This window comes from Pseudonocardia parietis (assembly GCF_017876315.1).
Classification (GTDB): domain Bacteria; phylum Actinomycetota; class Actinomycetes; order Mycobacteriales; family Pseudonocardiaceae; genus Pseudonocardia; species Pseudonocardia parietis.
The window spans coordinates 950173-971075 of sequence record NZ_JAGINU010000001.1 but is presented as its reverse complement, the minus strand read 5'-3'; the positions used below and the strand labels follow the sequence as shown (position 1 = coordinate 971075).

Here is a 20903-nt window from a genome sequence, read left to right as displayed (position 1 = left end):
TCAACCGCGGGCCAGCCACGGCATCGTCGTCGCCGCGATCGTCAGGAACTGCACGTTCGCCTCCAGCGGCAGCGCCGCCATGTAGCGGACGGCCTGTCCCACGTGCGCCGCGTCGAACGTCGCCTCCGGCTGCACCGAACCGTCGGCCTGCTTCGCCCCGGCCGCCACACCCGCGGTCATGTCGGTGGCCGCGTTGCCGATGTCGATCTGTCCGCAGGCGATGCCGAACTCCCGGCCGTCGAGCGACAGCGACCTGGTGAGCCCGGTGACCGCGTGCTTGGTCGCGGTGTACGCGGCGCTGCCCGGCCGCGGCACGTGCGCCGAGATCGACCCGTTGTTGATGATCCGGCCGCCCTGCGGGTCCTGGGCCCGCATCGCGGCGAATGCCGCTCGCGCACAGAGGAACGACCCGGTCAGGTTGACCGCGACGGTGTCCGTCCAGTCCTCGACGGTGATCTCGTCGACGGTCCCGCCGGGCCCGAACGTGCCGGCGTTGTTGACCAGGAGGTCGACCCGCCCCCAGCGCTTCCGTACCGCGGCGAACAGCGCCGCGACCGACTCCGGATCGGCGACGTCGGTGGCCACCGTCAGGGTGCCGGCACGCCCGCCCGCGACGGCGTCGAGCCGGTCCACCCGCCGCCCGGCCAGCGCGACCTGCCAGCCGTCGTCGAGCAGTGCGCGGGTCACCGCCTCGCCGATGCCCGATCCCGCCCCGGTCACCACCGCCACGCCACTCATGCGGCCACCCTGGCACGCCCGCTGCGTGACGTGTGCCACACCCTGTCACGTCCGGTGTCGCGCCCGGTGTCCCCATGGCGGCCGACGGACGACGGTGAAGGAGCAGGTCATGACCACGACGGTGCTGGTGATCGGCGCGGGCTACGCGGGTGTGACGGCGGCGAACCGGATCGCGGCCGCGCGGGCCGGCGAGGTGACGGTGCTGGACCCGCGCGACGAGTTCGTCGAGCGGATCCGGTTGCACCGTCTCGCCGCCGGCAGCGGCGCGGCGACCGTGCCGCTGCGCCGGGTGCTCGATCCACGGGTGCGGACGAGGCGGGCGCGGGTCACCGCGATCGGGGACGGTGCGGTGACCCTGGACGGCGGAGACCTCCTGCGGTTCGATCGCCTGGTGTACGCGGTCGGCAGCGGGGGTGGACCGGCGCCGGGCGACGGTCACCGGGTGGACACCCTGGAGGGCGCGACCCGGCTGCACGACGCCGTCGCGGCGCTGCCGGACGGCCGGGCCGTCACCGTCGTCGGCGGGCTGATCGTCGGCGCCGGGGACGCGGTCGTGCAGCTCGTCGACTCCCGCGACCGGCCACGCCGGCTCACGGTGGGCGGGCGGGCCGGCGCACTGGTCAAGGAGCAGGTCTGCCGGTACACGCTGCGCGCGGTGCGGGGGCGCGCGGCATGACCGCCCCGGCCCCGGACGACGGCCCGCTCGCCGAGTTCGACCGGCACCGCGGGCTGCTGTTCCGGCTGGCCTACGAGCTGCTCGGCAGCGTGGCCGACGTCGAGGACGTCCTGCAGGACAGCTGGCTGCGGTGGTCCGCCGTGGACCACGCCGAGGTGGCCAACCCGCGCGCGTATCTGGCCCGGATCGTCACCCGGCAGGCGCTGAACCGGCTCCGGAGCACCGCCCGGACCAGGGAGACCTACCCGGGGCAGTGGCTGCCCGAGCCGCTACCGGCCGGGGATGACGCGGCCGACCGGGCACTGCGCACCGACGACGTGACGGTCGCGATGCTGCTGGTGCTGGAGACCCTGTCCCCCGACGAGCGGGCGGTGTTCGTGCTGCGGGAGGCCTTCGACCTCGGCTACGACGAGATCGCCGCGACCCTCGCCCGGCCGGTCGCCACCGTCCGGCAGATCGCCCACCGGGCCCGCGAGCACGTCAGCGCCCGGCGGCCGCGGTTCACCGTCCCGCCGGACCGGGCGCGCCGGGTCGCGGAGGCGTTCGTGGACGCGACGCTCGGCGGCGACCTCGACGCCGTGACGGCCATGCTGGCGCCGGAGGCGGTCCAGCTCTCCGACGGCGGCGGGAAGGCCTCGGCGGCCCTCCGCCCGATTCACGGGCGGGAGAAGGTCGCCCGGTTGCTCGTCGGGCTCACCCGCCGGCCGCTGCCGGCCGCCGGGCCGGAGTTCGGGGTGCTCAACGAGATGCCGGCGGTCCTGCTGCGCGAGGACGGCATCGTCCACACGGCGGTCCTGCTGGAGGTGTCCGACGTCGAGGGCACGGACCTGGTCACCGCCGTCTACACCGTGCGGAACCCGGACAAGCTCGCCCACCTGTAGCCCGGGCACCGCGCGCCCCGGATCGCACCACGAGGGGTACACCAGGGCTCCCGACGGCCTCCGCGACAGCCCTGGCGTACCCCTCATCTCGGTCGAGAGAGCGGAGCGGGCGCAGCCGATCGCGGCGCATCGGACTGTCTCGGGGCAGCACTAGACGGCGGCATACTAAGGTCGACGCTGGTCGATGCCAGCGTCTAACGAAGTATCGGCCATGTCCGATACAGCCCGATACTCCGGCATCGACGGCGCCCGATCGCCGCGTCTACCGCTTTCTAGCCATCCACCGAGACACGTCGATATCTCGTCATCGAGCACGCCCGATGAGGTCGCATACGCCTGTCTACGCTCGTCGTAATACTGCTCGATACGAGCGGATCGAGTCCCTTCTCTGTCGCGTCGTTGCAGCGTAGCACCCCTGCGTCGAACATGCGTACGACACCCCCGGAGTGCCGTCAGACCGGCTCCGCGAACACCTCGAGCCCGGCGGGACCACGCGCCGCGGCCCGCCGGCGCACCCGTCCGGCGGGCTCACCGACGACCCGAGCGAAGGCCCGCGCGAACGCCGCCTCGGACCGGTAGCCGAACCGGCGCGCGACCTCGGCCACTGTCGCATCACCCCCTGACAGGACGTCGACGGCGGTGTTCATCCGCCACCGCGTCACGTAGGTCATCGCGGGCTCGCCGACGAGCTCGGTGAACCGCGCCGCGAAGGCCGACCGGGACATCGCCGCCGTCGCCGCGAGGGTCGCGACCGTCCAGTCGCGCTCCGGAGCACGGTGCACCGCGGCGAGCGCGTGGCCGATCCGCTCGTCGGCCAGCGCCCCGAGCCAGCCGGTGCGGGCTCCGTCGTCGGCCTCCAGCCGGCCGCGGACGGCCTGGATGACCAGCACGTCGGCCAGCCGGGTGATCACCGCGTCGCTGCCGGGACCACCGTCCTCGACCTCGGCGGCGATCAGCCGGAGGGTGTCCTGGACACGGTCACCGCGCGGCGAGGACTCGACCCGGACCAGCCCCGGCAGCCGGTCGACGAGATCGCGGGCCGCGGGATGCCCGAACCGGACGGCGCCGCACACCATCCGGGTCGCCGGGCCGTCGCCGCCGTGCCGGAGCAGCGCGAAACGGCCGCCGAGCACCGGGTGCGGGATCGACCGGATGTCCGGCGCGAGCACGCCCGGCGCGCTGCGCAGCACGTGCCCGGCGCCGTGCGGCACGAGGACGAGCTCGCCGGGCCGGAGCACGTGGTCCGCGCCGTCCGCGGTCAGCCGGCACCCGCCGGAGGTGACGACGTGGAACCAGAGGCAGCCCGGTGTCGCGGGCAGCGTCATCCCCCACGGCTCGGTGAGCTCGGAACGGCAGTAGAAGACGCCGTCCATCCGCAGTACGTGCAGCGCCTCGCCGAGCGGGTCGGCGACCGGGAACGGCGGGGCGGCGGGCATGAGGACAGCATGACATCGGCGTCCACAGTCCATCCCCAGTTGTGGACGATCGAGCAACAGAACCGGATCGATGGTGCTTCTGCGTCCTGTCCCGTCGGCACAGGATGGACGCACATCGACCGAAGGAGCACGTCATGATCACTGTTCTGGGAGCGACCGGGAACGTGGGTTCGCAGGTCGTCCGCGACCTGCTCGCGGCCGGGGTGCGGGTCCGTGCGGTCGCCCGGACCGTCGACCGGGCGGCTGCGGGCAGCGAGCCCTGGCCCGGCGACATGGGCGACCCGGCGTTCCTGCGCCGGGCGTTCGACGGCGCGGACGCCGCGTTCGTCCTACTGCCGTTCGACGTCACGGCCCCCGACCACGCGTCCCATCAGGCCCGGCTCGGGAGCTCGGTCGTCGCGGCGCTGCACGACGCCGGGGTGCCGCGGGTGGTCGCGCTGAGCTCGCTCGGCGCCGAGGTGCCGGGTGGTCCGGACCTGTCCGCGACCGGCTACCTCGGCAGCCTGCACGAACAGGAGGGGCGGCTCGCGACGCTCGACGCCCGCGTCACCGTCGTCCGGCCGGGACTGTTCCTCGAGTCGTTCCTGCACTCGGCCGAGGCTGTGCGCACCCACGGCGTGCACGCCGACTCGATCGACCCGGAGGTCGCACTGCCGATGGTGGCCACCCGGGACGTCGGCAGGGCCGCGGCCGCCGCCCTGCTGGCGTCGTCCGCGCCGGGCGTCGTCGAGGTGCAGGGCGCAGCGGACCGGACGGTGCCCGAGGTCGTCGCGGCGCTCGGGCCCGCACTGGGCGTACCCGGCGCGACCTACGTCCGGGTGCCGGACACCGAGATGGAGGAGCTGCTGCAGGAGGCGGGCCTGTCGGCCGACGTCGCGCGGCTGCACGTCGCGATGAACCGGGCGTTCAACGCCGGCCGGGTACGGGCGCACGGCCCGCGCGGGGACGTCACCGGTGTCCTGACCGTCCAGGAGTGGGCCGCGGGGGTCGCGTCGTGATCGCCGCGCTCCTCGGCGCGGTCCTCGACGGCGTCGTCGTCACCGGGTCCGGCCTGCTCGGCGGTATCTACCTGGCGTTCTCGGTTGCGGTGCTGCCCGGGCTGCGGCGGCGCCCGCCCGGCGAGGCGACCGCGACGATGCGGGAGGTGAACCGGGCGATCCTGAACCCGGTGTTCGGGCTGCTGTTCGGCGGCACCGCCCTGGCCTGCGCCGCGCTGCTGGTCACCGCCGTGCTCGCCCGGGACCCGCTCCGGATCGCCGGGGCACTGGCCGGACTGGCCGGTTTCGTGGTGACGCCGTCGGTGAACATCCCGATCAACACCGCGGTCGACCGCGGCGGGGAGTGGGGCCCGCTCGCGCGGCGGTGGACGGTCGCGAACCACGTCCGGGCGGCGACCTCGGCACTCACCGTGGTCCTGCTCATCCCCTGAGTCGAACGTGTGTGCGACATCTCGGGGACACGGCTGGCCCCGGAGGGGCGCGGGAGGCACGCTGGTCCCGCGCCCGCTCCCCCGGGCGGACCGCACCGACCGCCCGACCCCGGGGGAGCATGAACACACACGAACGACGCCGGTTGTCCGCACTGCGTGCCGACCGCGAGACGGTGCTGGCCGCCGCGTCCCGGCTACGCCACGAGGCCGTCCAGGCGCACTACGCCGGTCTGTCGCGCCCCGAGATGGCGTTCGGACTGGCCTCGATCCTGGAACTGCTGGCGATGCGGATCGCCGACCAGCCCCCGGACGTCCGCGCGCACGTCGTGCGGATCGCCCGGGAGATGACCGGCGACGGGATGGACCGGCCCACGGTCCGCCGCACCCGTCGCCGGTAGTCCGCCCACAGGGAGCTCGAGTTGTCCACAGGTGTGGATGCGGCTGGGGACAGCTCGAACTCGTGTTCGACAATGGTCAGCGAACGCCTTCCATCAGTACCTTCAGCTTCGGCACGATCGCCACGACGACCAGGCCCACGACGATCGCCGCGATACCGGTGATGCCGAAGTACGCCACCTCGTTGTCGGCGCTGTAGAACTCGGCGAGCACGCCGGCGAGCACCGTGCCCATCGCCACCGACAGGTAGAACAGCGCCACCATCTGGGTGCGGAACGCATTCGGGGCGAGCTTCGTGGACAGCGACTGCCCGACCGGCGAGGTGAACAGCTCGCCGATGCAGAAGATCAGCAGGATGCCGGCCAGCGCGAGCAGCGGGGTGCCGTTCGCGCCGGTGCCGGCCAGCGGCACGAACAGCAGGAAACCGGCGCCGATGATGATCGTGCCGATGGCCATCTTCAGCGGCGACGACGGCTGGCGCGGCCCCAGCTTGGTCCACACCGTGGCGAAGACGCCCGCCAGCAGCACCACGAACAGCGGCTCGATCGCCTGTACCGAGCCGGCCGGGATCTCGAACAGGCCGAACACGTTCCGGTTCGTCCGCTCGTCGGCGTAGATCAGCAGGACGGTGAAGATCTGCTGGAAGATCGCCCAGAAGACCGCGCTGGCGACCCACATCGGCAGGAACGCGAGGACCCGGCGGCGCTCGATCCGGTCCACCTTCGGACTGGTCAGCATCAGCGTGAAGTAGGCGACGGTGGCGACGGCGACGATCGCGGTGACGATCAGGTCGAGCCGCCCGGCGTTGATCACATCGGTGAAGACCAGGATCAGCACCACGACGAGAACGACGGCGCCGATCACCCCGGCACGCACCTTCTGCGCCCGCGGCAGCGGGTTGGGGACGATCCTGCCCTCCGGCGGGAGGTTCTTCCGGAAGAACGAGTACTGGGTCAGACCGGCCGCCATGCCGACGGCGGCCAGGCCGAAGCCCCAGTGGAACCCGGCAGTCTCCTGCAGGACCGGGGTGAGGATCTGGCCGACCAGGGCGCCGATGTTCACACCCAGGTAGAAGATCGAGAATCCGGCATCGCGGCGGTCGTCGCCCTCGCCGTAGAGCATCGCGATGATGGTCGACGCGTTCGCCTTGATGCCGCCGCTGCCCAGCGCGACCAGCACCAGACCGATGGCGAGCCCGGTGCTGCCGGGAAGCAGCGCCAGCGAGATGTGCCCGGCCATGACCGAGATCGCGCTGCCGAACAGCACCCGTTCCGGGCCGAACAGCCGGTCACCCGCCCAGGCGGTGAGGATCGTGGAGAGGTAGACGGTGCCGCCGTAGGCGCCGACGACGCCTGCGGCGACACCCTGGTCGTAGCCGAGGCCGCCTTCGGTGACGGTGGTGTACATGTACAGCAGCAGGATCGCCTGCATGCCGTAGAAGGAGAATCGCTCCCACATCTCGACGCCGAACAGCGTTCCGAGCTGGGTGGGGTGGCCGAGAAAGGTCTTCTCCCGGCCTTCTGATGGTGTCGTGAGGTCGGTCACCGGGCTGGTCTACACCGCCGTTTGCGCGACGTAAACCTCTTGCTGCCGATTGTTGCGTCACAGCAACAACCGGCTGCGCGACTCAGAGCACGGCCGGGCCCTCCTCGGGCACCATCCCGATCCGGTCGGCGACCGCGGCCATGATGTCCTGCACCGCGACGGTGTCGGCCAGCGGCATCACCGGGCTCTCCGTCTCCCCCGCGGCGACCCGGCGGGTGACCTCGTCGATCTCGTGGGCGTAGCCGCGCCCGGTGCCCGGCAGCACGATCTCCTCGGGGTCGGCGCCGTACCGGTGCACGACGATCCGGTCCGGGTGGTGGAAGCGCGGGGGCACCTCGATCCAGCCCTCGGTGCCGATCACGCGGGCCGAGCCGGGCATCGCGCACTGCAGGCTGACCTGCAGTGCCGCGCTGCGACCGCCCGGCCAGCCGAGCAGGATCGACTCCTCGATGTCGACACCGGACGGCGTGAGCGCGCCCGTCGCGGAGATCACCGACGGGCTGCCCAGCAGCATCTGGGCGAACGAGACCACGTAGACACCGAGATCGAACAACGCGCCACCGCCCAGCTCCGCGGAGTAGAAGCGGTCCTCGACGGGCGTCCGGTTGCGGACGCCGAGGTCGGCCTGCACCGAGCGGACCTCACCGATCGCGCCCTCGGCGACCAGCTCGCGGAGCCGGATGATCGCCGGGAAGAACCGCGTCCACATGGCCTCCATCGCGAAGACGCCGCGGTTGCGCGCGACCGTGGCGATCTCCCGGGTGGCCACCGAGCTGACCGTGAACGCCTTCTCCACCATGATCGCCTTGCCGGCGTCCAGGGCGGCCAGCGAGATCGCGCGGTGCTGCGGGTGCGGGGTGGCGATGTAGAGGACGTCGACGTCCGGGTCCTCGATGATCGCGCGGTAGCCGGTGTGCACCCGTCCGATTCCGTGCCTGCGGGCGAAGGCCTCGCCGCGCTCGGCGGACCGGGACGCGACGGCGACCGGTTCGGCGCCCGGGACGTGCGCGAAGTCCGGCACGACGCTGTCGGCGATCCGGCCCGGTCCGATGACTCCCCACTTCACGGTCATGGCCGGTGATCCTGCCCGACGCCGGGGCGACTTTCCCGGGTGGGCGATGAGTTCGGCGGATGCCCGCGGTCTCTCCTCTCGAACGGCACCGGACACCCGGCGCCACCACACCACCTCAGGAGTCCGCGATGCCGAACATGATCTTCGTGAACCTGCCGGTCGCCGACCTGGACACCTCGAAGGCCTTCTACTCGAGCCTCGGTTTCACTCTCAACGAGCAGTTCTCCGACGAGCAGACCGCGTCGTTCGTGATCAGCGACGCGATCGTCGCGATGATCATGACCGAGAAGCGGTTCACCGAGTTCACCAAGCAGTCCGGCACCGCCGAGGCGGCCACCGCCCGCGAGGTGATCAACGCCCTGGGTGTGGAGACCCGCGAGGAGGTGGACCGGATCGCCGACGCCGGCCTGACCGCGGGTGGCAGCCAGGGCGGCGACACCCAGGACCACGGCTTCATGTACGGCCGCAGCGTCGACGACCCGGACGGTCACCGCTGGGAGTTCGTCTGGATGGACCCGTCCGCGATCGAGGGCTGAGCGTCCCGAGCAGGCTTCCCGGGCTGCCGTGTACGAGGGGTACACGGCGGCCCGGTGTCGTCGCGCGTTCCGCGGAACGCGTCAGACCGAGCGGAGCGGGCGGAACTTCCGGACGAGCCCGTCGATCGCCAGTGCGTAGCCGCCGATGCCGAACCCGACCACGATCCCCGCCGCGACCGGCGAGACGTACGAGTGGTGCCGGAACGTCTCCCGGCCGTGCACGTTGGAGATGTGCACCTCGACCGTGGGGAGTTCCGCGCCCTCGATCGCGTCGTGCAGCGCGACCGAGGTGTGGGTGTAGGCGGCGGCGTTCAGCACCAGGCCGAGCGCCTCGCCGCGCTTCACCGCAGCCCCGGCCTCCTGGATCCAGTCGACCAGCGTGCCCTCGTGGTTGGTCTGCCGGAAGTCCAGAGCGAGGCCGTGCGCCGCGGCGGACTCCCGGCACTGCGCCTCGACGTCCGCGAGGACGGTGGTGCCGTACACCTCGGGCTTGCGGGTGCCGAGCAGGTTGAGGTTCGGGCCGTTGAACACGAAGACGGTCGTCACCCACCCGATCCTTCCATTCAGCCGGTCCAGCCCGGCCGGACCAGGCCGGACTCGTAGGCCAGTACCACCAGCTGGGCCCGGTCGCGCGCGCCGAGCTTGGTCATCGTGCGGCTGACGTGGGTCTTCGCCGTGGTCGGGCTCATGTGCAGGCGAGCGGCGATCTCGTCGTTGGACAGACCCGCGGCCACCTCGGCGAGCACCTCGCGTTCCCGCTCGGTGAGCACGTCCAGCCGGGCCGAGCCGGCCGGAGCCCCACGGGAGCGGGCCGCGAACTCGGCGATCAGGGTGCGGGTGACGGTCGGCGCGAGCAGCGCCTCGCCGCCGTGCACCACCCGGATGGCGTGGATCAGGTCGGCCGGCTCGGCGTCCTTCACCAGGAAGCCGCTCGCGCCGCCACGGATCGCCTCGAACACGTACGAGTCGTCGGTGAAGGTGGTCAGCACGATCACCCTGGTGCCGTCGAGGCCGGGATCGGTGGTGATCGTCCGGGTGGCGGTGAGGCCGTCGGTTCCGGGCATCCGGATGTCCATGAGCACGACGTCCGGCGCATGGTCGCGGGCCGCGGCGACCGCCTCCGCCCCGTCGGCGGCCTCGGCGACGACCTCGAGGTCGGGCTGGGAGCCGAGCAGCGCGCGGAACCCGGAGCGGACGAGGACCTGGTCGTCGGCCAACAGCACGCGGATCACCGGTCCACCCTCCCGTCGCCCCGGGCAGTCGCAGGCGGCGGGGCCGGTTCCGCTGTCCCGTCACCCGGACCACCGCCGGCCGGGCTGTCCGGCGGCTCCCCAGGCACGGACGTGGGCAGCCGCGCGTGCACCCGGAACCCCCGCTCCGGGCCGGGGCCCGCTTCCAGGGTGCCGCCGGTCGACCGGGCGCGCTCGCGCATGCCGGTCAGGCCGGTGCCCTCCGTGGCGTCACCGGCCGGGCCGGCTCCGTCGTCGTCCACGGTCAGCTCCAGCCCGTCCGGGGTGTACCGCAGGGTGACGACGGCGGATGCCGCCCCGGCGTGCCGGCGGGTGTTGGTCAACGACTCCTGCACGATCCGGTACGCGGCCAGGTCCACCCCCGTCGGGAGCGGCCTCGGCTCGCCCACCGTCCGGCGCTCCACCGGCAGGCCCGCCGCCCCGGCCTCGTCGAGCAGCGCGTCGAGGCGGTCCAGGCCCGGTGTCGGCAGTCGCGGCGCCTGCTCGTCCACGCCGCGCAGCACGCCCAGCGTGGAGCGCATCTCGCGGAGCAGGTCGCGGCTGGCCCGCTTGATCTCGGTCAGCGCGGTGCGCGCCTGCTCCGGGTCGTCGTCCATCAGGAACAGCGCCACCCCGGCCTGCACGTTGATCAGCGAGACGTGGTGGCCGAGGACGTCGTGCAGCTCCTGTGCGATCCGCAGCCGTTCCTCGCCGGCACGGCGCCGCCGTTCCTCCTCCACCGCGCGCCGGGCCTGCTCGATCCGCTCCCGCCGGACCCGCCACAGCAGGCCCGCGGCGAACAACGCGACCAGCCAGGCGAGCACCGGGCCGGTGGCGCTCGGCGGCACATCCCGCCCTGTCAGCAGGTACCAGCCGGCCAGCACGAGCCCGGCACCCGCGACCACCGCGAGCGCGCGGTGGTGCCGGCCGGCGGCGACCGTGGAGACGAGTGCGACCGCGACCGCGAGACCGCCCGACGGGCCCGGTGGGTAGCCGATCCCCAGGTAGATGACGGCGGCGGCCGCCGTCACCAGCAGCGCCACGACCCGGTTCGCCCGCCGGAACACCAGCGCGAGCGGCCCGATCGCGAGCAGGGCGACCGCGACGCCGTCGAACGGGACCGCCTCGGGCAGCGCCGGGCCCGGCGGTCCCCAGTAGCGGCGCTGCAGGGCGAACGCCGTCCCGCCGGCGGTGAGCAGCGCGACGACGGCCGGCAGGACGAGGGTCCGCACGACCCCGCCCCACCAGCCGGGACGGCGATCGGTGGGCACTGCGTCACGGTAGACCGGGGCACCGACGGCGGACGTCCTCCGCGCGGTGCGGGCCGTCGTACCACCACGGGTGTACGCCGGGGCGGGCCGCTGCGACCGGGACGGCAGGGGGATCGGCGACCGCGGGCGGACGCGCAGGCCCGCACCGCCCGACACGCTGTCCGGCATGACGACGACACCTGACACCGACGCCATCACGGGGCCCGCCCCGTCGACGACACCCACCGTCCCGGCAGCAGCACCGGCGCACGCCGCGGCGCCCGGTGACGACGCCGTGCTCGCCTCGGACGCCGAGCGCGAGCACGTCACCGACCGGCTGCGCCGGGCGGCCGCCGAGGGCCGGCTCACCCTGGACGAGGCCGACGAGCGACAGGCCGCCGCCTACGCCGCCCGCACCCGCGCCGAGCTCGTCCCGCTGCTCTCCGGGCTGCCCCGGCCGCCGCGGCCCCGCCGGCCGCCGCGCGGCCCGCTGACCCCGCGCGCCCGCCGGATCATGGGTGTGCACGCCGGCGTCACCGGGGCGATACTCCTGCTTCTGCTGATCGCGGCCGTGCTCGGGCCGGCGCCGCTGTTCATGCCGATCGGACCGGCGTTCTGGCTCGGGTTGATCCTGTTCGTGCACCTGCGGCGAGCCGATCGCGAGCCGTCACCGGATGACGCGGTGCCCGAGGAGCTGCGTTGACGACCGCCACCACCCGGACCGCACCGCGGCGCAGGCTCGCGCGCCGCCCCCGGGCATCGCTGCGGGCCGCGCACCTCGTACTCGCGATCGGCTGGACGGGCCTGTCGATGGTGATGCTGGTGCTGCCCGCCACGGTCCTGGTGCAGGGCGCGGGGACGGCGTTCGCGGTCCCGGCGATGGGCCTGGTCGGCGGCGTGATCATCCCGTTCTTCGCGGTCGGCACCGTGCTGACCGGGGCCGCGCTCGGAATCGGAACGGCGTGGGGTCTGTTCCGGTACCGCTGGGTGGTCGTGAAGACGGTGCTGGCTCTGACCGTGATCGTCGGTTCGGTCGTGCTGAACACGGGCTGGATCGATGCCGCGGGCCGGGACCCGTCCCTGCTGTGGCCGTTGCTGTTCAGCTCGGCACTGCACCAGGTGATGTTGCTGAGCGCCTCGGTGCTGTCCGTCGAGAAACCGTGGGGGCGGATTCGTACCTTGACAGGCAACCGTTTGGTTGCATAATTGGCCGCGTGACCGATGTCGACGCCGTCTTCCGGGCCCTCGCGGACCCGACCCGTCGGCGGATCCTCGACCGGTTGCACGAACGGGGCGGGCAGACGCTCGGCGAGCTGTGCGACGGGCTGGAGATGAGCCGGCAGGCCGTCTCCAAGCACCTGACCCAGCTGGAGTCGGCCGGTCTGCTGTCCGCCGTCCGCCGTGGCCGGGAGAAGCTCCACCACCTCGACCCGGTGCCCATCCAGGAGATCCACGACCGGTGGATCGGGAAATTCGAGCGGAGCCGGGTGCAGGCGATCACGAACCTGCGTGCCGCGCTGGAGGACCGCGATGCCCACGACGAATGATCGCGTCTACGTCTACACGACCTACATCCGCAGCACGGCCGAGCAGGTGTTCCGGGCGCTGACCAGCCCCGAGTTCACCATGCAGTACTGGGGCGGCGCCGAGCTGACCTCCGACTGGGAGGTGGGCAGCCCGCTGGAGGCCGTGCACCCGGACCGGGAGGACTTCATCGGGAAGGTGCTCGCCGTCGAGCCGCCGCACCGGCTGTCCTACACCTTCACCGGCCGGGCGGAGGAAGCCGCGGGCCGGCCGCCGACGGTCGTCGAGTTCGCGATCTCGCCGTTCGGGGACGAGGCGGTGAAGCTGCAGGTCGTGCACACCGGGTTCACCGAGGACGAGCAGGGCGAGCAGGACATGCGCGACGTCGGCGAGGGCTGGCCCGCGATCCTCGCCGCGCTGAAGACCCTGCTGGAGACCGAGCGGCCACTGGCCGCGCCGGGTCACTTCGCCCCGCGGATCCCGGCCCGGACCTGACGCTCCGAGACGCACGATTCCGCCCCGCGGAGGGCGGGATCGTGCACCTCACCGGCGCGCAGCCGGTCGAGACGCACGCTGATGCCCCATCGGGGGCCGGAACGTGACACTCGGGCGCGGGCCCGGGAGCTGCGCGCCGGGAGCTCGTCGGCGGGCGCGGCGTGGTCAGCCGTGGCATGGGATCAGGCTCGGCGGCGGAGGCGCGTCCACCAGCTGCGCCTGCGCCGCTCGCCCGGTGGCGCCGCCGGGGCCTCCGAGACCGCTCCGGGGGTGGGTCGGCGCCGCGGCCGGGCCGCCCGCCAGCGCTCGACCACCTCGTCGGCGTCGAGCCTGCGGATCGGGACGCGCGGCCCCATCGGGTGCCGCATGTGATCGACGACCCGCGAGTTGATCTCCTCGACGTACTCCCGGACCCGGCGCTCGTCGGTGAACCGCGCGACGGTCGCGTCGATCCGGTCGAGCTCCTTGCGCAGCTGGATCGACGGCGGCAGCAGCGCCTCGCCGGAGAGCCCCTCGCGCTCCAGGTAGCCGCGGATCCACCAGTTCTCGTCGACCGGGCCGACCCTTCCGGCGCCCGGGAGCGGTCTGCCCTTGCCGGGCAGGTCGTCGAAGTCGCCGCGCTCGACGGCCTCGCGGATCGACCGGTCGACCGGGGACTCGAAGCGCGGATCCACCGGGTTCATCTCTGACCACCCCGGCTCCGACGGTACCGGCGGGGCCTCGCTCGCGGCACGTTCCTGTCGGGGGTCGGGTCCACACTCCGGCCATGCCGCAGACCCGTGACACCGCCGACCGGTCCCGCACCCTCGACCTGGCGCGCCACTACCCGGGGCGGCGGGTGGGGCACGTGGCCGCGCACGTCCGCGGCGCCGGGCTACCGGACCGCAACTGGCGGCTCGGCGCCGACGGCGAGCTCCGTACCGCGTCCCTGTTGGAGGGGCTGACCGGGCGGACCCGCCGGGACCGGTTGCTCGGCAGGCCACCGCGCTGGCGGATGCTGCACTCCGTCCCGCTCGACGGCGGGTCCGCCGACCTCGACCACGTGCTGATCGGTCCTCCGGGCATCTGCGTGATCAACTCCCGGCACCATCGGAGCCGCACCGTCCTGCTGGACGGCGACCGGCTGACCGTCTCCGGGATGCCCACCGACGCGGTGCCGCGGGCCAGGGTCGAGGCCCGGCGGGTGCGCGAGCTGCTGTTGCCCCGGCTCGGCGCGGACGGTGCCGTCGCCCCGGTACGGCCGGTGATCGCGGTGATCGGGGCGCCGATGCGGGTCCACCGATGGCCGGACGACGTGGTCGTCGCGACCGAAGGAGCGCTGGTCCTCGCGCTGCGGGGGATGAAGCCGGTGCTGGGGCCGGCCGCCGTCGAGCGGATCCACGAGATCGCCCGTCGACCGGAGGCCTGGAGCTGACGCCGACCGCACCTACGGGTGCGGGCATGCTCGGCCGGTGACCTCGACAGCCTCCTCCACCCGGCCCCGGCTGCACGCGATGCCGCTCGATCCCGGCCCGCCTCCCGGCGGACCGATCGGTGGTGCGCCCGGCGAGCTCGTGCGCCGGCTCACACACCGGGACCGGGTGGCCGCGTTCGCCGGCGGCTGGGCGTGGGGCGCGGTGGTGACCTGCGACCCGGTGCTCGTGGCCCCGGCCGGCGCCGACCCGTTCGCGGTGCTCGGCGCGGTGCCGCGGTTGCCCGCCGACCCGGCCCGGCCCGGCGCGGTGGGCGGGGGCTGGTTCGGGTTCATCGACCACGCTCCGCCGGAGAGTCGGCCGGGTGCGGTGCTCGCCTGGTACCGCGACGTCCTGCGGCACGACGGCGAGCGGTGGTGGTTCGAGGCACTGGTCGCCGGCGGGGAGTGGCCGGTGGACCTGCCGGTGCACTCGGACGTGGCCTCGGCCGAACAGCGGCTCGCCGAGCTGCGAGCAGACTTGGCGGGCCCGGCGCCCCGGCGGGCGGCCCGATTGGAGGTGCTGCGGTGGCCGGACCGCGACGCGCACCTCGCCGCCGTCGAACGCTGCGTCACCGAGATCCGCCGCGGCGAGATCTTCCAGGCCAACATCGCCACCGGCCTGGACGTGCGGTTGCACGGCGACGTGCACGAGGCGTGGGCGCGGCTGGCCGGGAGCGCACCACCGGCGCGGGCGGCCCTGGTCGACGGCCCGGAGCGAGCCGCGGTGAGCGCGAGCCCGGAACTGTTCCTGCACCGCGCACGGGGCGAGATCGCCACCGCGCCGATCAAGGGGACCCGGCCCCGGACCGGGGATCCGGAGGGCGATGCCCGGGAGCGGCGGCGGCTGGCGGTGTCGGTGAAGGACGCCGCGGAGAACGTCATGATCGTCGACCTGATGCGCAACGACCTGGCTCGCGTCGCCGTCCCGGGTGGGGTGCGGGTCGGCAGGCTGCTCGAGGTCGAGCCGCATCCGGGCGTCTGGCATCTCGTCTCCCGGGTGCACGCCACCCTGCGCGACGACGTCACCGACCGGGACCTGCTCGCCGCCGCGTTCCCGCCCGGGTCGGTCACCGGGGCACCGAAGGTTCGGGCCTGCGAGGTGATCGCGGAGTGCGAGGACCGCGAACGCGGCCTGTTCACCGGTGCCGTCGGCGGGGTGAGCCCGCTGGCCGGGCTGGAGCTCAACGTCGCCATCCGCACCCTGGACCTGGGAGCCGCCGGCCCGGACGGAGCACGCCACGGCCGGTTGGGTGTCGGCGGCGGGATCACCGTCGACTCCGACCCGGCCGAGGAGTACGACGAGTGCCTGACCAAGGCCGCGCCGGTGCTCGCCGCGCTGGACGGTCCGCCGCGGCCACCGGCACCGGCCGTGACCCGGCCCGCCGACCGTGCCGCCGGCCTGTTCGAGACCGTGGCCTGCACCGACGGCGTCGCGGACCGGGTCGGTGAGCACGCGGCCCGGTTGCGGCGCTCCTACCTCGCGGTGACCGGCACCGTGCTCACCGCGCCGGTCGAGGCCGCGGCCGCGCGGGCCGCCGCGGCTCGGACCGGGCACGGGCGGATGCGGATCGAGGCGGACGTGCGGGACCCGTCCCGGGTGGATGTCCGGGTCGCCCATTGGCCCGGGCCGGTTCCGCTCGAGGATCAGCCCGGCCTGGTCGTCGTTGTCCGCCGCGGCACCGACGGCACCGAGCTGACCAGGACGCCTGCGTCGGCGACGGCCGGCGCCGGTACCGCGAGCGAGTGCCACAAGTTCGCCGACCGGCGGTGGCTGGACGACCACGAGGCCGCGACCGGGCCCGACCGGACCCCGCTGCTCGCCGACCCCGCCGGGAACCTGCTCGAGAGCACCCGGTCCGCGGTCGCCGCCGTCCACCGTGGCCGGCTGTGGGTCCCGCCGCTGGACGGCCGGATCCTGCCGGGGACCGGGCGCCGCGCGGTGCTGGACCTGCTCGGCCCGAGCGCCGTCCGGATCGCCCCGCTGCCGGTCGGTGAGCTGCCAGGCGTGGACGGATTGTTCCTGGTCAACGCGCTGCGCGGGATCCAGTGGGTGCGCGAGGTGCACGACGGCAGCGGGCTCCTCGCCCGGTGGGCCGCGCCGGACCCGCTGATCCACCGGCTCGCCGAGGGCCTCCGCGGCACCGTCCGGCACCGGTGAGCGACGGACCTCCGCCGGGGCCCGGGCCCCGCGAGCCCGACCACTACGCGACCTGCTCGCCACCGACCACGGCGGCGACGTGCACGCCCGCAGCCTCGCCCGCCGAGATACGGACCAGGGCGAATTGTCGATCTCCACGGTGCACTGAGCTGCATCTCGGCGGGATCGGGTGTGCACGGTGCAGGGCGTGCTACCGGTCGAGGAAACGCAGGACCGCGTCGGTGAACTCCGCCGGGCGCTCCATGTTCGGGTAGTGCGCGGTCCCCGGGATCGTGACCAGCTCGCCGTCGAGCACGGCCGCGACAGCCGCACGGACGATCCGCAGGTGGTCGGTGCCGTCGAGCTCGCCCACGATGCCCAGGAGCGGGACCGGGAACGACGTGGCCCGGGCGGCCGCGTCGGCCAGGAACTCGATCGGCGGGCCAGGCGCGGTCGGGTCGGCGGGCAGGTGGTGGGTGAGCACGTCCACGGCCATGAGGCGGACCTCCTCCATGACCAGCGGGTCCACCTCGTCGTCCCGGCGGTGCTCACCGGGCACGAAACGCAGGAACGCCTCGACCCAGCCGTCGGCGTCGAGGGCCTGCTGGGTGCGGGCCCACTCGGCGAACACGCCGAGCACCCACGGGTCGCGGAAATCCGGTTCCCCGATCCCCACCCCGCTGACGACGACCCGGTCGGCCAGGTCCGGGCGGGTCAGTGCGGTGTCCACCGCGATCCGCCCACCCATCGACAGCCCGACGAGCACCGCGGGGCCGGTGTCCAGGTACTCCAGCAGCGCCGCCAGGTCCTCGTGCGGCCGGAACGGCCCCTCCGGTGTGGACGATCCGCCGTGCCCGCGGGTGTCCGGGACGACGACGCGGTGGCTCGCGGACAGCGCCGCGACCTGCCGGGTCCACATGCGCCCGTCCAGGCCGCCGCCGTGCAGCAGCACGATCGGCGGCCGGGCCGTGCGCGGGCCGACGTCGTGGTAGGCGATGCGGCCGCCGGGGACGGGCAGGAACGAGGGGATGCCGAGACCGGTGAGAGCCATCATGACAACCAAGTTGTCACATACGACCCAACACGACAACCGAGTTGTCATACTCGGCGGATGACGGACCATGCCGGGATCGCCGACAAGCTGGCCGAGGTCTACCTGCTCGTCGGGCCCCTCTACCGGCGCGTGCTGCGCGAGGTCGAGCAGGCCGCCGACGAGAACCGGGTCTCGGCCGGCGTCCGCGCGGTGCTGGACCAGCTGCGCCGCCACGGCCCGATGACCGTCCCGGACATCGGCCGGTCACAGTCGCTGAGCAGGCAGTTCGTCCAGCGCATGGTCGACGACGCGCTGGCCGCGGGCCTGGTCGAGCGGGTGGACAACCCCCGGCACCGCCGGTCGAAGCTGATCGTGGCGACCGGCGAGGGCCGGGCGGTGATCGCCGGCGTCGTCGGCCGGGAACACGCGCGGCTGCGCGGGGTGGCCGAACGGGTCCGCGCCGGGGACGTCGACGCGACCCTGCGGGTGCTCACCGCGATGGTCGAGGACCTCGGGGAGATCGAACCGGGCATTGACCGTCCGTGACGCCGTGCCGGACGATCCGGTCGAGATCGATCCGGCACCCGGTGGCGGTGCAGCACGCGTCGCCGACGACCTGCCGGCACGGATCGTGTCCGACGACGGAAGGGACGGGTAGTGCGCGTCGACACCACCGGAGGGTTCTCCGCGGGACCGCTGGAGACCGAGGCGACCGCCGTCGAGGCGGAGCGCGACGGCTACGACACCGTCTCGGTCCCGGAGACCTCGCACGACGCGTTCGTCGCGCTCGCGCTCGCCGCCCGCGCCACGAGCCGGATCCGGCTGCAGTCCGCGATCGCGGTGGCGTTCGCCCGCAACCCGATGACGCTCGCGTACCAGGCCAACGACATCGCGCTGATCTCCGGCGGACGGTTCGACCTCGGGATCGGCTCCCAGGTCAAGCCGCACATCGAGCGCCGGTTCGGGATGCCGTGGAGCCGGCCGGCCGCGCGGATGGAGGACTACGTCCGCGCGCTGCACGCCATCTGGGACGCCTGGGCCACCGGCGATCGGCTGCGCTACGAGGGCGAGTTCTACTCACACACCCTGATGACGGAGTTCTTCTCGCCGGGCACGAACCCGCACGGCAGGCCGCCGGTGATGCTCGCGGCGGTCGGCGAGCGGATGACGGAGGTGGCCGGGCGGGTCACCGACGGGCTGCTCGCGCACTCGCTGACCTCGCCGTCGTACCTCGCGGATGTGACCCTGCCCGCGTTGCGCCGCGGGCGCGGTGAGCACGGTGACCTGGCCGGGTTCGACGTCTGCCTGCCGGTCTTCACCGTGCTCGGCACCGACGCCGACGCCCGCGCCGCCGCGGAGGCCGGGGTGCGCAGGCAGATCGCGTTCTACGCCTCGACCCCGCCGTACCGGCCGGTGCTCGAGCACCACGGCCGCGGCGAGCTCGCGGACCGGCTCAACGGACTGTCCCGGCAGCAGGCGTGGGACGAGATGGCCGGCCTGATCGACGACGACGTGCTGGACCTGTTCGCCGTCGCCGGCGCACCGCAGGAGGTCGCGGCCGGGATCGCCGGCCGGTACCGGGACCTGGTCGACCGGATCTCGCTGTACACCCCGTACGACGCCGACCCGGCGCTGGTGAGCGACGTCGTCACCCGGCTGCGGGCGGCCTGACACACGACGACGGGCGGTGACCGTGGAGGTCACCGCCCGCCGAGCGCAGAGGGTTCTTACCGCAGCCCCAGCTTGCTGGAGCAGGCCGGCCAGGCGCCCCAGCCCTGGCCCTCGAGCACGTTCTCCGCAACGGCGATCTGCTCGGACTTGCTCGCGTTCTGGGGCTTGCCCTCACCGCCGAAGGCCTTCCAGGTCGACGGCGTGAACTGCAGGCCACCGGAGAAGCCGTTACCGGTGTTGGTGCTCCAGTCACCGCCGGACTCGCACTCGGCGAGCTTCTCCCACGTCGAGGTGGAGACGGACTGGGTGGGGGCCGCGGCCGCCGCGGGGGCGACGGCGGCGCTGGTCTCGGGGGCGGCGTTCGCGGTCCCGGCCAGGGCGAGCGGAGCCCCGACCGCCAGGATTCCTGCGGTCAAGGTTCCGACGAAACGCCCACGGATGGACATGCGCGTGCTGCTCATCTGTTCTCACCTGGTTCCGGACCCACGACTTTCCGGGCGGGCCGGCCGCGCGGGGAGCGCCGTCCGGTTCACGCGAGTTCGCTCGCGGCCCGCGGCCCCGTCCCGTCCGTGCAGATCGACTGACCGGAAACCGTGGGACGAGGCCGTGGTGGCGTGGCGGTTCCGGCGCTTCGGTGCGTTCCCCGGCCATGGACGACCGAGAGGCGCCATCGAAGGTCGCCGAAAGTGCGAGATCGGGTCAAGCCAGGCATCGGTGACCTATCACACCAAGATAACGGTAACAGCTGTCATCGCTGCTCAGACCGCGATTTCGCTGATTACGAACGATCTACGCCGAAGTTTGTTGTTTTCGATCCGGAGATGTTTCGCCGGTGGCTGTGGAGTGGGCCACGGCGTCCGTCAGCTCTTCCCGCCGGACGGTTGTTGATCTCTGCGCAGCGTGAAGACAGCCACCCGGACGACCATCGCGTCCAGCAGCAGCGCGCCGAACGCCCACGGGTCCAGCCACGCCGTCCAGCTCTGTCCCTGGGCCAGCGCGACGAGGCCGGGAACCAGGAACAGCGCCACACCGAGACCGCCGGCGATCGCGGACACCAGCAGCGCCGGCCCGTCCGCCCGCCGCACCACCAGCACCAGCGCGGCGATCGCGGCGATCGCCACCAGGCCGTCGAGCACGGCGAGCAGCGGAGCCCCGGCGCCGGTGCCCGCGACCAGCCGCGCGTGCACCGCCGCGGCCAGCACGAGCAGCACGATCAGGATCCGGCGCCCGACGACCGGGCCGCGCTCGGTACTCATGGGCCCCAGTCTGACCTGATATGTAGGCCGGTTTGTCAAGTGGGCAGGGTGAGGCGGTGTCCGCGACCGTCGTCGTGGACACCGCCTCGGTTGCCGGACGGGTGTGGTGGTGGCGAGCGTGTCGGTGTCGACGCGTCGTCAGTCTG

24 protein-coding genes and 1 pseudogene are annotated in these 20903 nt (G+C 73.5%); 14 read left to right on the top strand and 11 right to left on the bottom strand.

Annotated features, from left to right (window positions below; genetic code table 11):
• Positions 1-738: an SDR family oxidoreductase gene (locus tag JOF36_RS04720; RefSeq protein WP_210025189.1), complete on the bottom strand. Its 738-nt coding sequence runs from the start codon at positions 736-738 to the stop codon at positions 1-3.
• 109 nt (positions 739-847) lie between these two features.
• Between JOF36_RS04720 and JOF36_RS04715 the strand changes: the two genes are divergently transcribed.
• Complete coding sequence (locus JOF36_RS04715; RefSeq protein ID WP_210025188.1) at positions 848-1414, top strand: FAD-dependent oxidoreductase; 567 nt, start codon at positions 848-850, stop codon at positions 1412-1414.
• A complete protein-coding gene (gene sigJ, locus JOF36_RS04710) occupies positions 1411-2295 on the top strand; it encodes an RNA polymerase sigma factor SigJ (protein WP_210025187.1) in 885 nt (294 codons plus the stop codon). Before JOF36_RS04715 ends, sigJ begins: the two co-directional genes overlap by 4 nt.
• A 452-nt stretch (positions 2296-2747) precedes the next feature.
• Here the strand turns inward: sigJ and JOF36_RS04705 are convergent, their stop codons facing one another.
• Positions 2748-3731 carry an AraC family transcriptional regulator gene (locus JOF36_RS04705; RefSeq protein ID WP_210025186.1) on the bottom strand — a complete coding sequence of 328 codons (984 nt, stop codon included), beginning with the start codon at positions 3729-3731 and terminating at the stop codon, positions 2748-2750.
• Positions 3732-3865: 134 nt separating this feature from the next.
• On the opposite strand from JOF36_RS04705, the gene JOF36_RS04700 reads away from it, so the two are divergent.
• The 3 genes from JOF36_RS04700 to JOF36_RS04690 all read left to right on the top strand — a co-directional run bounded on the left by JOF36_RS04700 (position 3866) and on the right by JOF36_RS04690 (position 5558).
• On the top strand, positions 3866-4729 hold the full coding sequence (locus JOF36_RS04700) for an NmrA family NAD(P)-binding protein (protein ID WP_210025185.1): 864 nt from the start codon (positions 3866-3868) through the stop codon (positions 4727-4729).
• Positions 4726-5160 (top strand): anthrone oxygenase family protein, encoded by a 435-nt coding sequence (locus tag JOF36_RS04695; RefSeq protein ID WP_307862212.1) that lies wholly within the window; start codon positions 4726-4728, stop codon positions 5158-5160. Before JOF36_RS04700 ends, JOF36_RS04695 begins: the two co-directional genes overlap by 4 nt.
• A gap of 119 nt (positions 5161-5279) precedes the next feature.
• On the top strand, positions 5280-5558 hold the full coding sequence (locus tag JOF36_RS04690) for a hypothetical protein (RefSeq protein ID WP_210025184.1): 279 nt from the start codon (positions 5280-5282) through the stop codon (positions 5556-5558).
• Between the two features lie 76 nt (positions 5559-5634).
• On the opposite strand, the gene JOF36_RS04685 is transcribed toward JOF36_RS04690, so the two are convergent.
• Together JOF36_RS04685 and JOF36_RS04680 are read right to left on the bottom strand one after the other, a co-directional pair.
• The gene (locus tag JOF36_RS04685; RefSeq protein WP_210025183.1) at positions 5635-7101 is read right to left on the bottom strand and encodes a peptide MFS transporter; all 1467 of its coding nucleotides are present in this window, start codon (positions 7099-7101) and stop codon (positions 5635-5637) included.
• Positions 7102-7183: 82 nt separating this feature from the next.
• On the bottom strand, positions 7184-8173 hold the full coding sequence (locus JOF36_RS04680) for a Gfo/Idh/MocA family protein (protein ID WP_210025182.1): 990 nt from the start codon (positions 8171-8173) through the stop codon (positions 7184-7186).
• A 128-nt stretch (positions 8174-8301) separates the two neighbouring features.
• On the opposite strand from JOF36_RS04680, the gene JOF36_RS04675 reads away from it, so the two are divergent.
• Positions 8302-8709, top strand: a complete 408-nt coding sequence (locus JOF36_RS04675) for a VOC family protein (protein WP_210025181.1) — start codon at positions 8302-8304, stop codon at positions 8707-8709.
• An 81-nt stretch (positions 8710-8790) separates the two neighbouring features.
• Here JOF36_RS04675 and aroQ read toward each other — a convergent pair whose 3' ends face one another.
• Genes aroQ through JOF36_RS04660 form a run of 3 tightly spaced genes read right to left on the bottom strand, consistent with a single transcriptional unit; the run spans position 8791 to position 11209 of the window.
• The gene (gene aroQ / locus JOF36_RS04670) at positions 8791-9255 is read right to left on the bottom strand and encodes a type II 3-dehydroquinate dehydratase (protein ID WP_372447363.1); all 465 of its coding nucleotides are present in this window, start codon (positions 9253-9255) and stop codon (positions 8791-8793) included.
• Between the two features lie 17 nt (positions 9256-9272).
• Positions 9273-9941, bottom strand: a complete 669-nt coding sequence (locus tag JOF36_RS04665; RefSeq protein WP_210025180.1) for a response regulator transcription factor — start codon at positions 9939-9941, stop codon at positions 9273-9275.
• Complete coding sequence (locus tag JOF36_RS04660; RefSeq protein WP_210025179.1) at positions 9938-11209, bottom strand: sensor histidine kinase; 1272 nt, start codon at positions 11207-11209, stop codon at positions 9938-9940. Before JOF36_RS04660 ends, JOF36_RS04665 begins: the two co-directional genes overlap by 4 nt.
• A 166-nt stretch (positions 11210-11375) precedes the next feature.
• On the opposite strand from JOF36_RS04660, the gene JOF36_RS04655 reads away from it, so the two are divergent.
• From JOF36_RS04655 to JOF36_RS04640, 4 genes are read left to right on the top strand one after another with little or no spacing between them, the layout of a single operon-like run.
• Entirely contained in the window at positions 11376-11891 is a 516-nt protein-coding gene (locus tag JOF36_RS04655) for a DUF1707 SHOCT-like domain-containing protein (protein ID WP_210025178.1), read from the top strand.
• Entirely contained in the window at positions 11888-12394 is a 507-nt protein-coding gene (locus JOF36_RS04650) for a hypothetical protein (RefSeq protein WP_210025177.1), read from the top strand. Before JOF36_RS04655 ends, JOF36_RS04650 begins: the two co-directional genes overlap by 4 nt.
• Positions 12395-12402: 8 nt before the next feature.
• Positions 12403-12735, top strand: a complete 333-nt coding sequence (locus JOF36_RS40705; RefSeq protein ID WP_210025176.1) for an ArsR/SmtB family transcription factor — start codon at positions 12403-12405, stop codon at positions 12733-12735.
• On the top strand, positions 12719-13207 hold the full coding sequence (locus JOF36_RS04640) for an SRPBCC family protein (RefSeq protein WP_210025175.1): 489 nt from the start codon (positions 12719-12721) through the stop codon (positions 13205-13207). Before JOF36_RS40705 ends, JOF36_RS04640 begins: the two co-directional genes overlap by 17 nt.
• 182 nt (positions 13208-13389) lie before the next feature.
• Here the strand turns inward: JOF36_RS04640 and JOF36_RS04635 are convergent, their stop codons facing one another.
• A complete protein-coding gene (locus tag JOF36_RS04635; protein ID WP_210025174.1) occupies positions 13390-13890 on the bottom strand; it encodes a DnaJ family domain-containing protein in 501 nt (166 codons plus the stop codon).
• Positions 13891-13973: 83 nt separating this feature from the next.
• On the opposite strand from JOF36_RS04635, the gene JOF36_RS04630 reads away from it, so the two are divergent.
• Positions 13974-14621, top strand: a complete 648-nt coding sequence (locus JOF36_RS04630) for a nuclease-related domain-containing protein (protein WP_210025173.1) — start codon at positions 13974-13976, stop codon at positions 14619-14621.
• Between the two features lie 37 nt (positions 14622-14658).
• On the top strand, positions 14659-16818 hold the full coding sequence (locus JOF36_RS04625; RefSeq protein ID WP_210025172.1) for a chorismate-binding protein: 2160 nt from the start codon (positions 14659-14661) through the stop codon (positions 16816-16818).
• A gap of 190 nt (positions 16819-17008) precedes the next feature.
• Here JOF36_RS04625 and JOF36_RS04620 read toward each other — a convergent pair whose 3' ends face one another.
• Positions 17009-17851, bottom strand: coding sequence for an alpha/beta fold hydrolase (locus tag JOF36_RS04620; RefSeq protein WP_210025171.1), 843 nt, complete (start codon positions 17849-17851; stop codon positions 17009-17011).
• 57 nt (positions 17852-17908) lie between these two features.
• Between JOF36_RS04620 and JOF36_RS04615 the strand changes: the two genes are divergently transcribed.
• Both JOF36_RS04615 and JOF36_RS04610 read left to right on the top strand, forming a co-directional pair.
• Positions 17909-18376, top strand: coding sequence for a MarR family winged helix-turn-helix transcriptional regulator (locus JOF36_RS04615; protein WP_210025170.1), 468 nt, complete (start codon positions 17909-17911; stop codon positions 18374-18376).
• A gap of 111 nt (positions 18377-18487) precedes the next feature.
• Complete coding sequence (locus tag JOF36_RS04610; RefSeq protein WP_210025169.1) at positions 18488-19501, top strand: TIGR03617 family F420-dependent LLM class oxidoreductase; 1014 nt, start codon at positions 18488-18490, stop codon at positions 19499-19501.
• A gap of 65 nt (positions 19502-19566) precedes the next feature.
• On the opposite strand, the pseudogene JOF36_RS39975 reads toward JOF36_RS04610, so the two are convergent.
• Together JOF36_RS39975 and JOF36_RS04600 are read right to left on the bottom strand one after the other, a co-directional pair.
• A pseudogene (locus JOF36_RS39975) lies at positions 19567-19962 on the bottom strand (transglycosylase family protein); the annotation flags it as partial.
• A 399-nt stretch (positions 19963-20361) separates the two neighbouring features.
• Positions 20362-20757, bottom strand: coding sequence for a hypothetical protein (locus JOF36_RS04600; RefSeq protein WP_210025168.1), 396 nt, complete (start codon positions 20755-20757; stop codon positions 20362-20364).
• Between the last annotated feature and the right edge of the window lie 146 nt (positions 20758-20903).

What these genes read in the sequence shown, in the direction of transcription:
- JOF36_RS04720 (WP_210025189.1), bottom strand. Translation starts at nt 738, where the DNA reads ATGAGTGGCGTGGCGGTGGTGACCGGGGCGGGATCGGGCATCGGCGAG.
- JOF36_RS04715 (WP_210025188.1), top strand. Translation starts at nt 848, where the DNA reads ATGACCACGACGGTGCTGGTGATCGGCGCGGGCTACGCGGGTGTGACG.
- sigJ (WP_210025187.1), top strand. Translation starts at nt 1,411, where the DNA reads ATGACCGCCCCGGCCCCGGACGACGGCCCGCTCGCCGAGTTCGACCGG.
- JOF36_RS04705 (WP_210025186.1), bottom strand. Translation starts at nt 3,731, where the DNA reads ATGCCCGCCGCCCCGCCGTTCCCGGTCGCCGACCCGCTCGGCGAGGCG.
- JOF36_RS04700 (WP_210025185.1), top strand. Translation starts at nt 3,866, where the DNA reads ATGATCACTGTTCTGGGAGCGACCGGGAACGTGGGTTCGCAGGTCGTC.
- JOF36_RS04690 (WP_210025184.1), top strand. Translation starts at nt 5,280, where the DNA reads ATGAACACACACGAACGACGCCGGTTGTCCGCACTGCGTGCCGACCGC.
- JOF36_RS04680 (WP_210025182.1), bottom strand. Translation starts at nt 8,173, where the DNA reads ATGACCGTGAAGTGGGGAGTCATCGGACCGGGCCGGATCGCCGACAGC.
- JOF36_RS04675 (WP_210025181.1), top strand. Translation starts at nt 8,302, where the DNA reads ATGCCGAACATGATCTTCGTGAACCTGCCGGTCGCCGACCTGGACACC.
- JOF36_RS04655 (WP_210025178.1), top strand. Translation starts at nt 11,376, where the DNA reads ATGACGACGACACCTGACACCGACGCCATCACGGGGCCCGCCCCGTCG.
- JOF36_RS04640 (WP_210025175.1), top strand. Translation starts at nt 12,719, where the DNA reads ATGCCCACGACGAATGATCGCGTCTACGTCTACACGACCTACATCCGC.
- JOF36_RS04635 (WP_210025174.1), bottom strand. Translation starts at nt 13,890, where the DNA reads ATGAACCCGGTGGATCCGCGCTTCGAGTCCCCGGTCGACCGGTCGATC.
- JOF36_RS04630 (WP_210025173.1), top strand. Translation starts at nt 13,974, where the DNA reads ATGCCGCAGACCCGTGACACCGCCGACCGGTCCCGCACCCTCGACCTG.
- JOF36_RS04620 (WP_210025171.1), bottom strand. Translation starts at nt 17,851, where the DNA reads ATGATGGCTCTCACCGGTCTCGGCATCCCCTCGTTCCTGCCCGTCCCC.
- JOF36_RS04615 (WP_210025170.1), top strand. Translation starts at nt 17,909, where the DNA reads ATGACGGACCATGCCGGGATCGCCGACAAGCTGGCCGAGGTCTACCTG.
- JOF36_RS04600 (WP_210025168.1), bottom strand. Translation starts at nt 20,757, where the DNA reads ATGAGTACCGAGCGCGGCCCGGTCGTCGGGCGCCGGATCCTGATCGTG.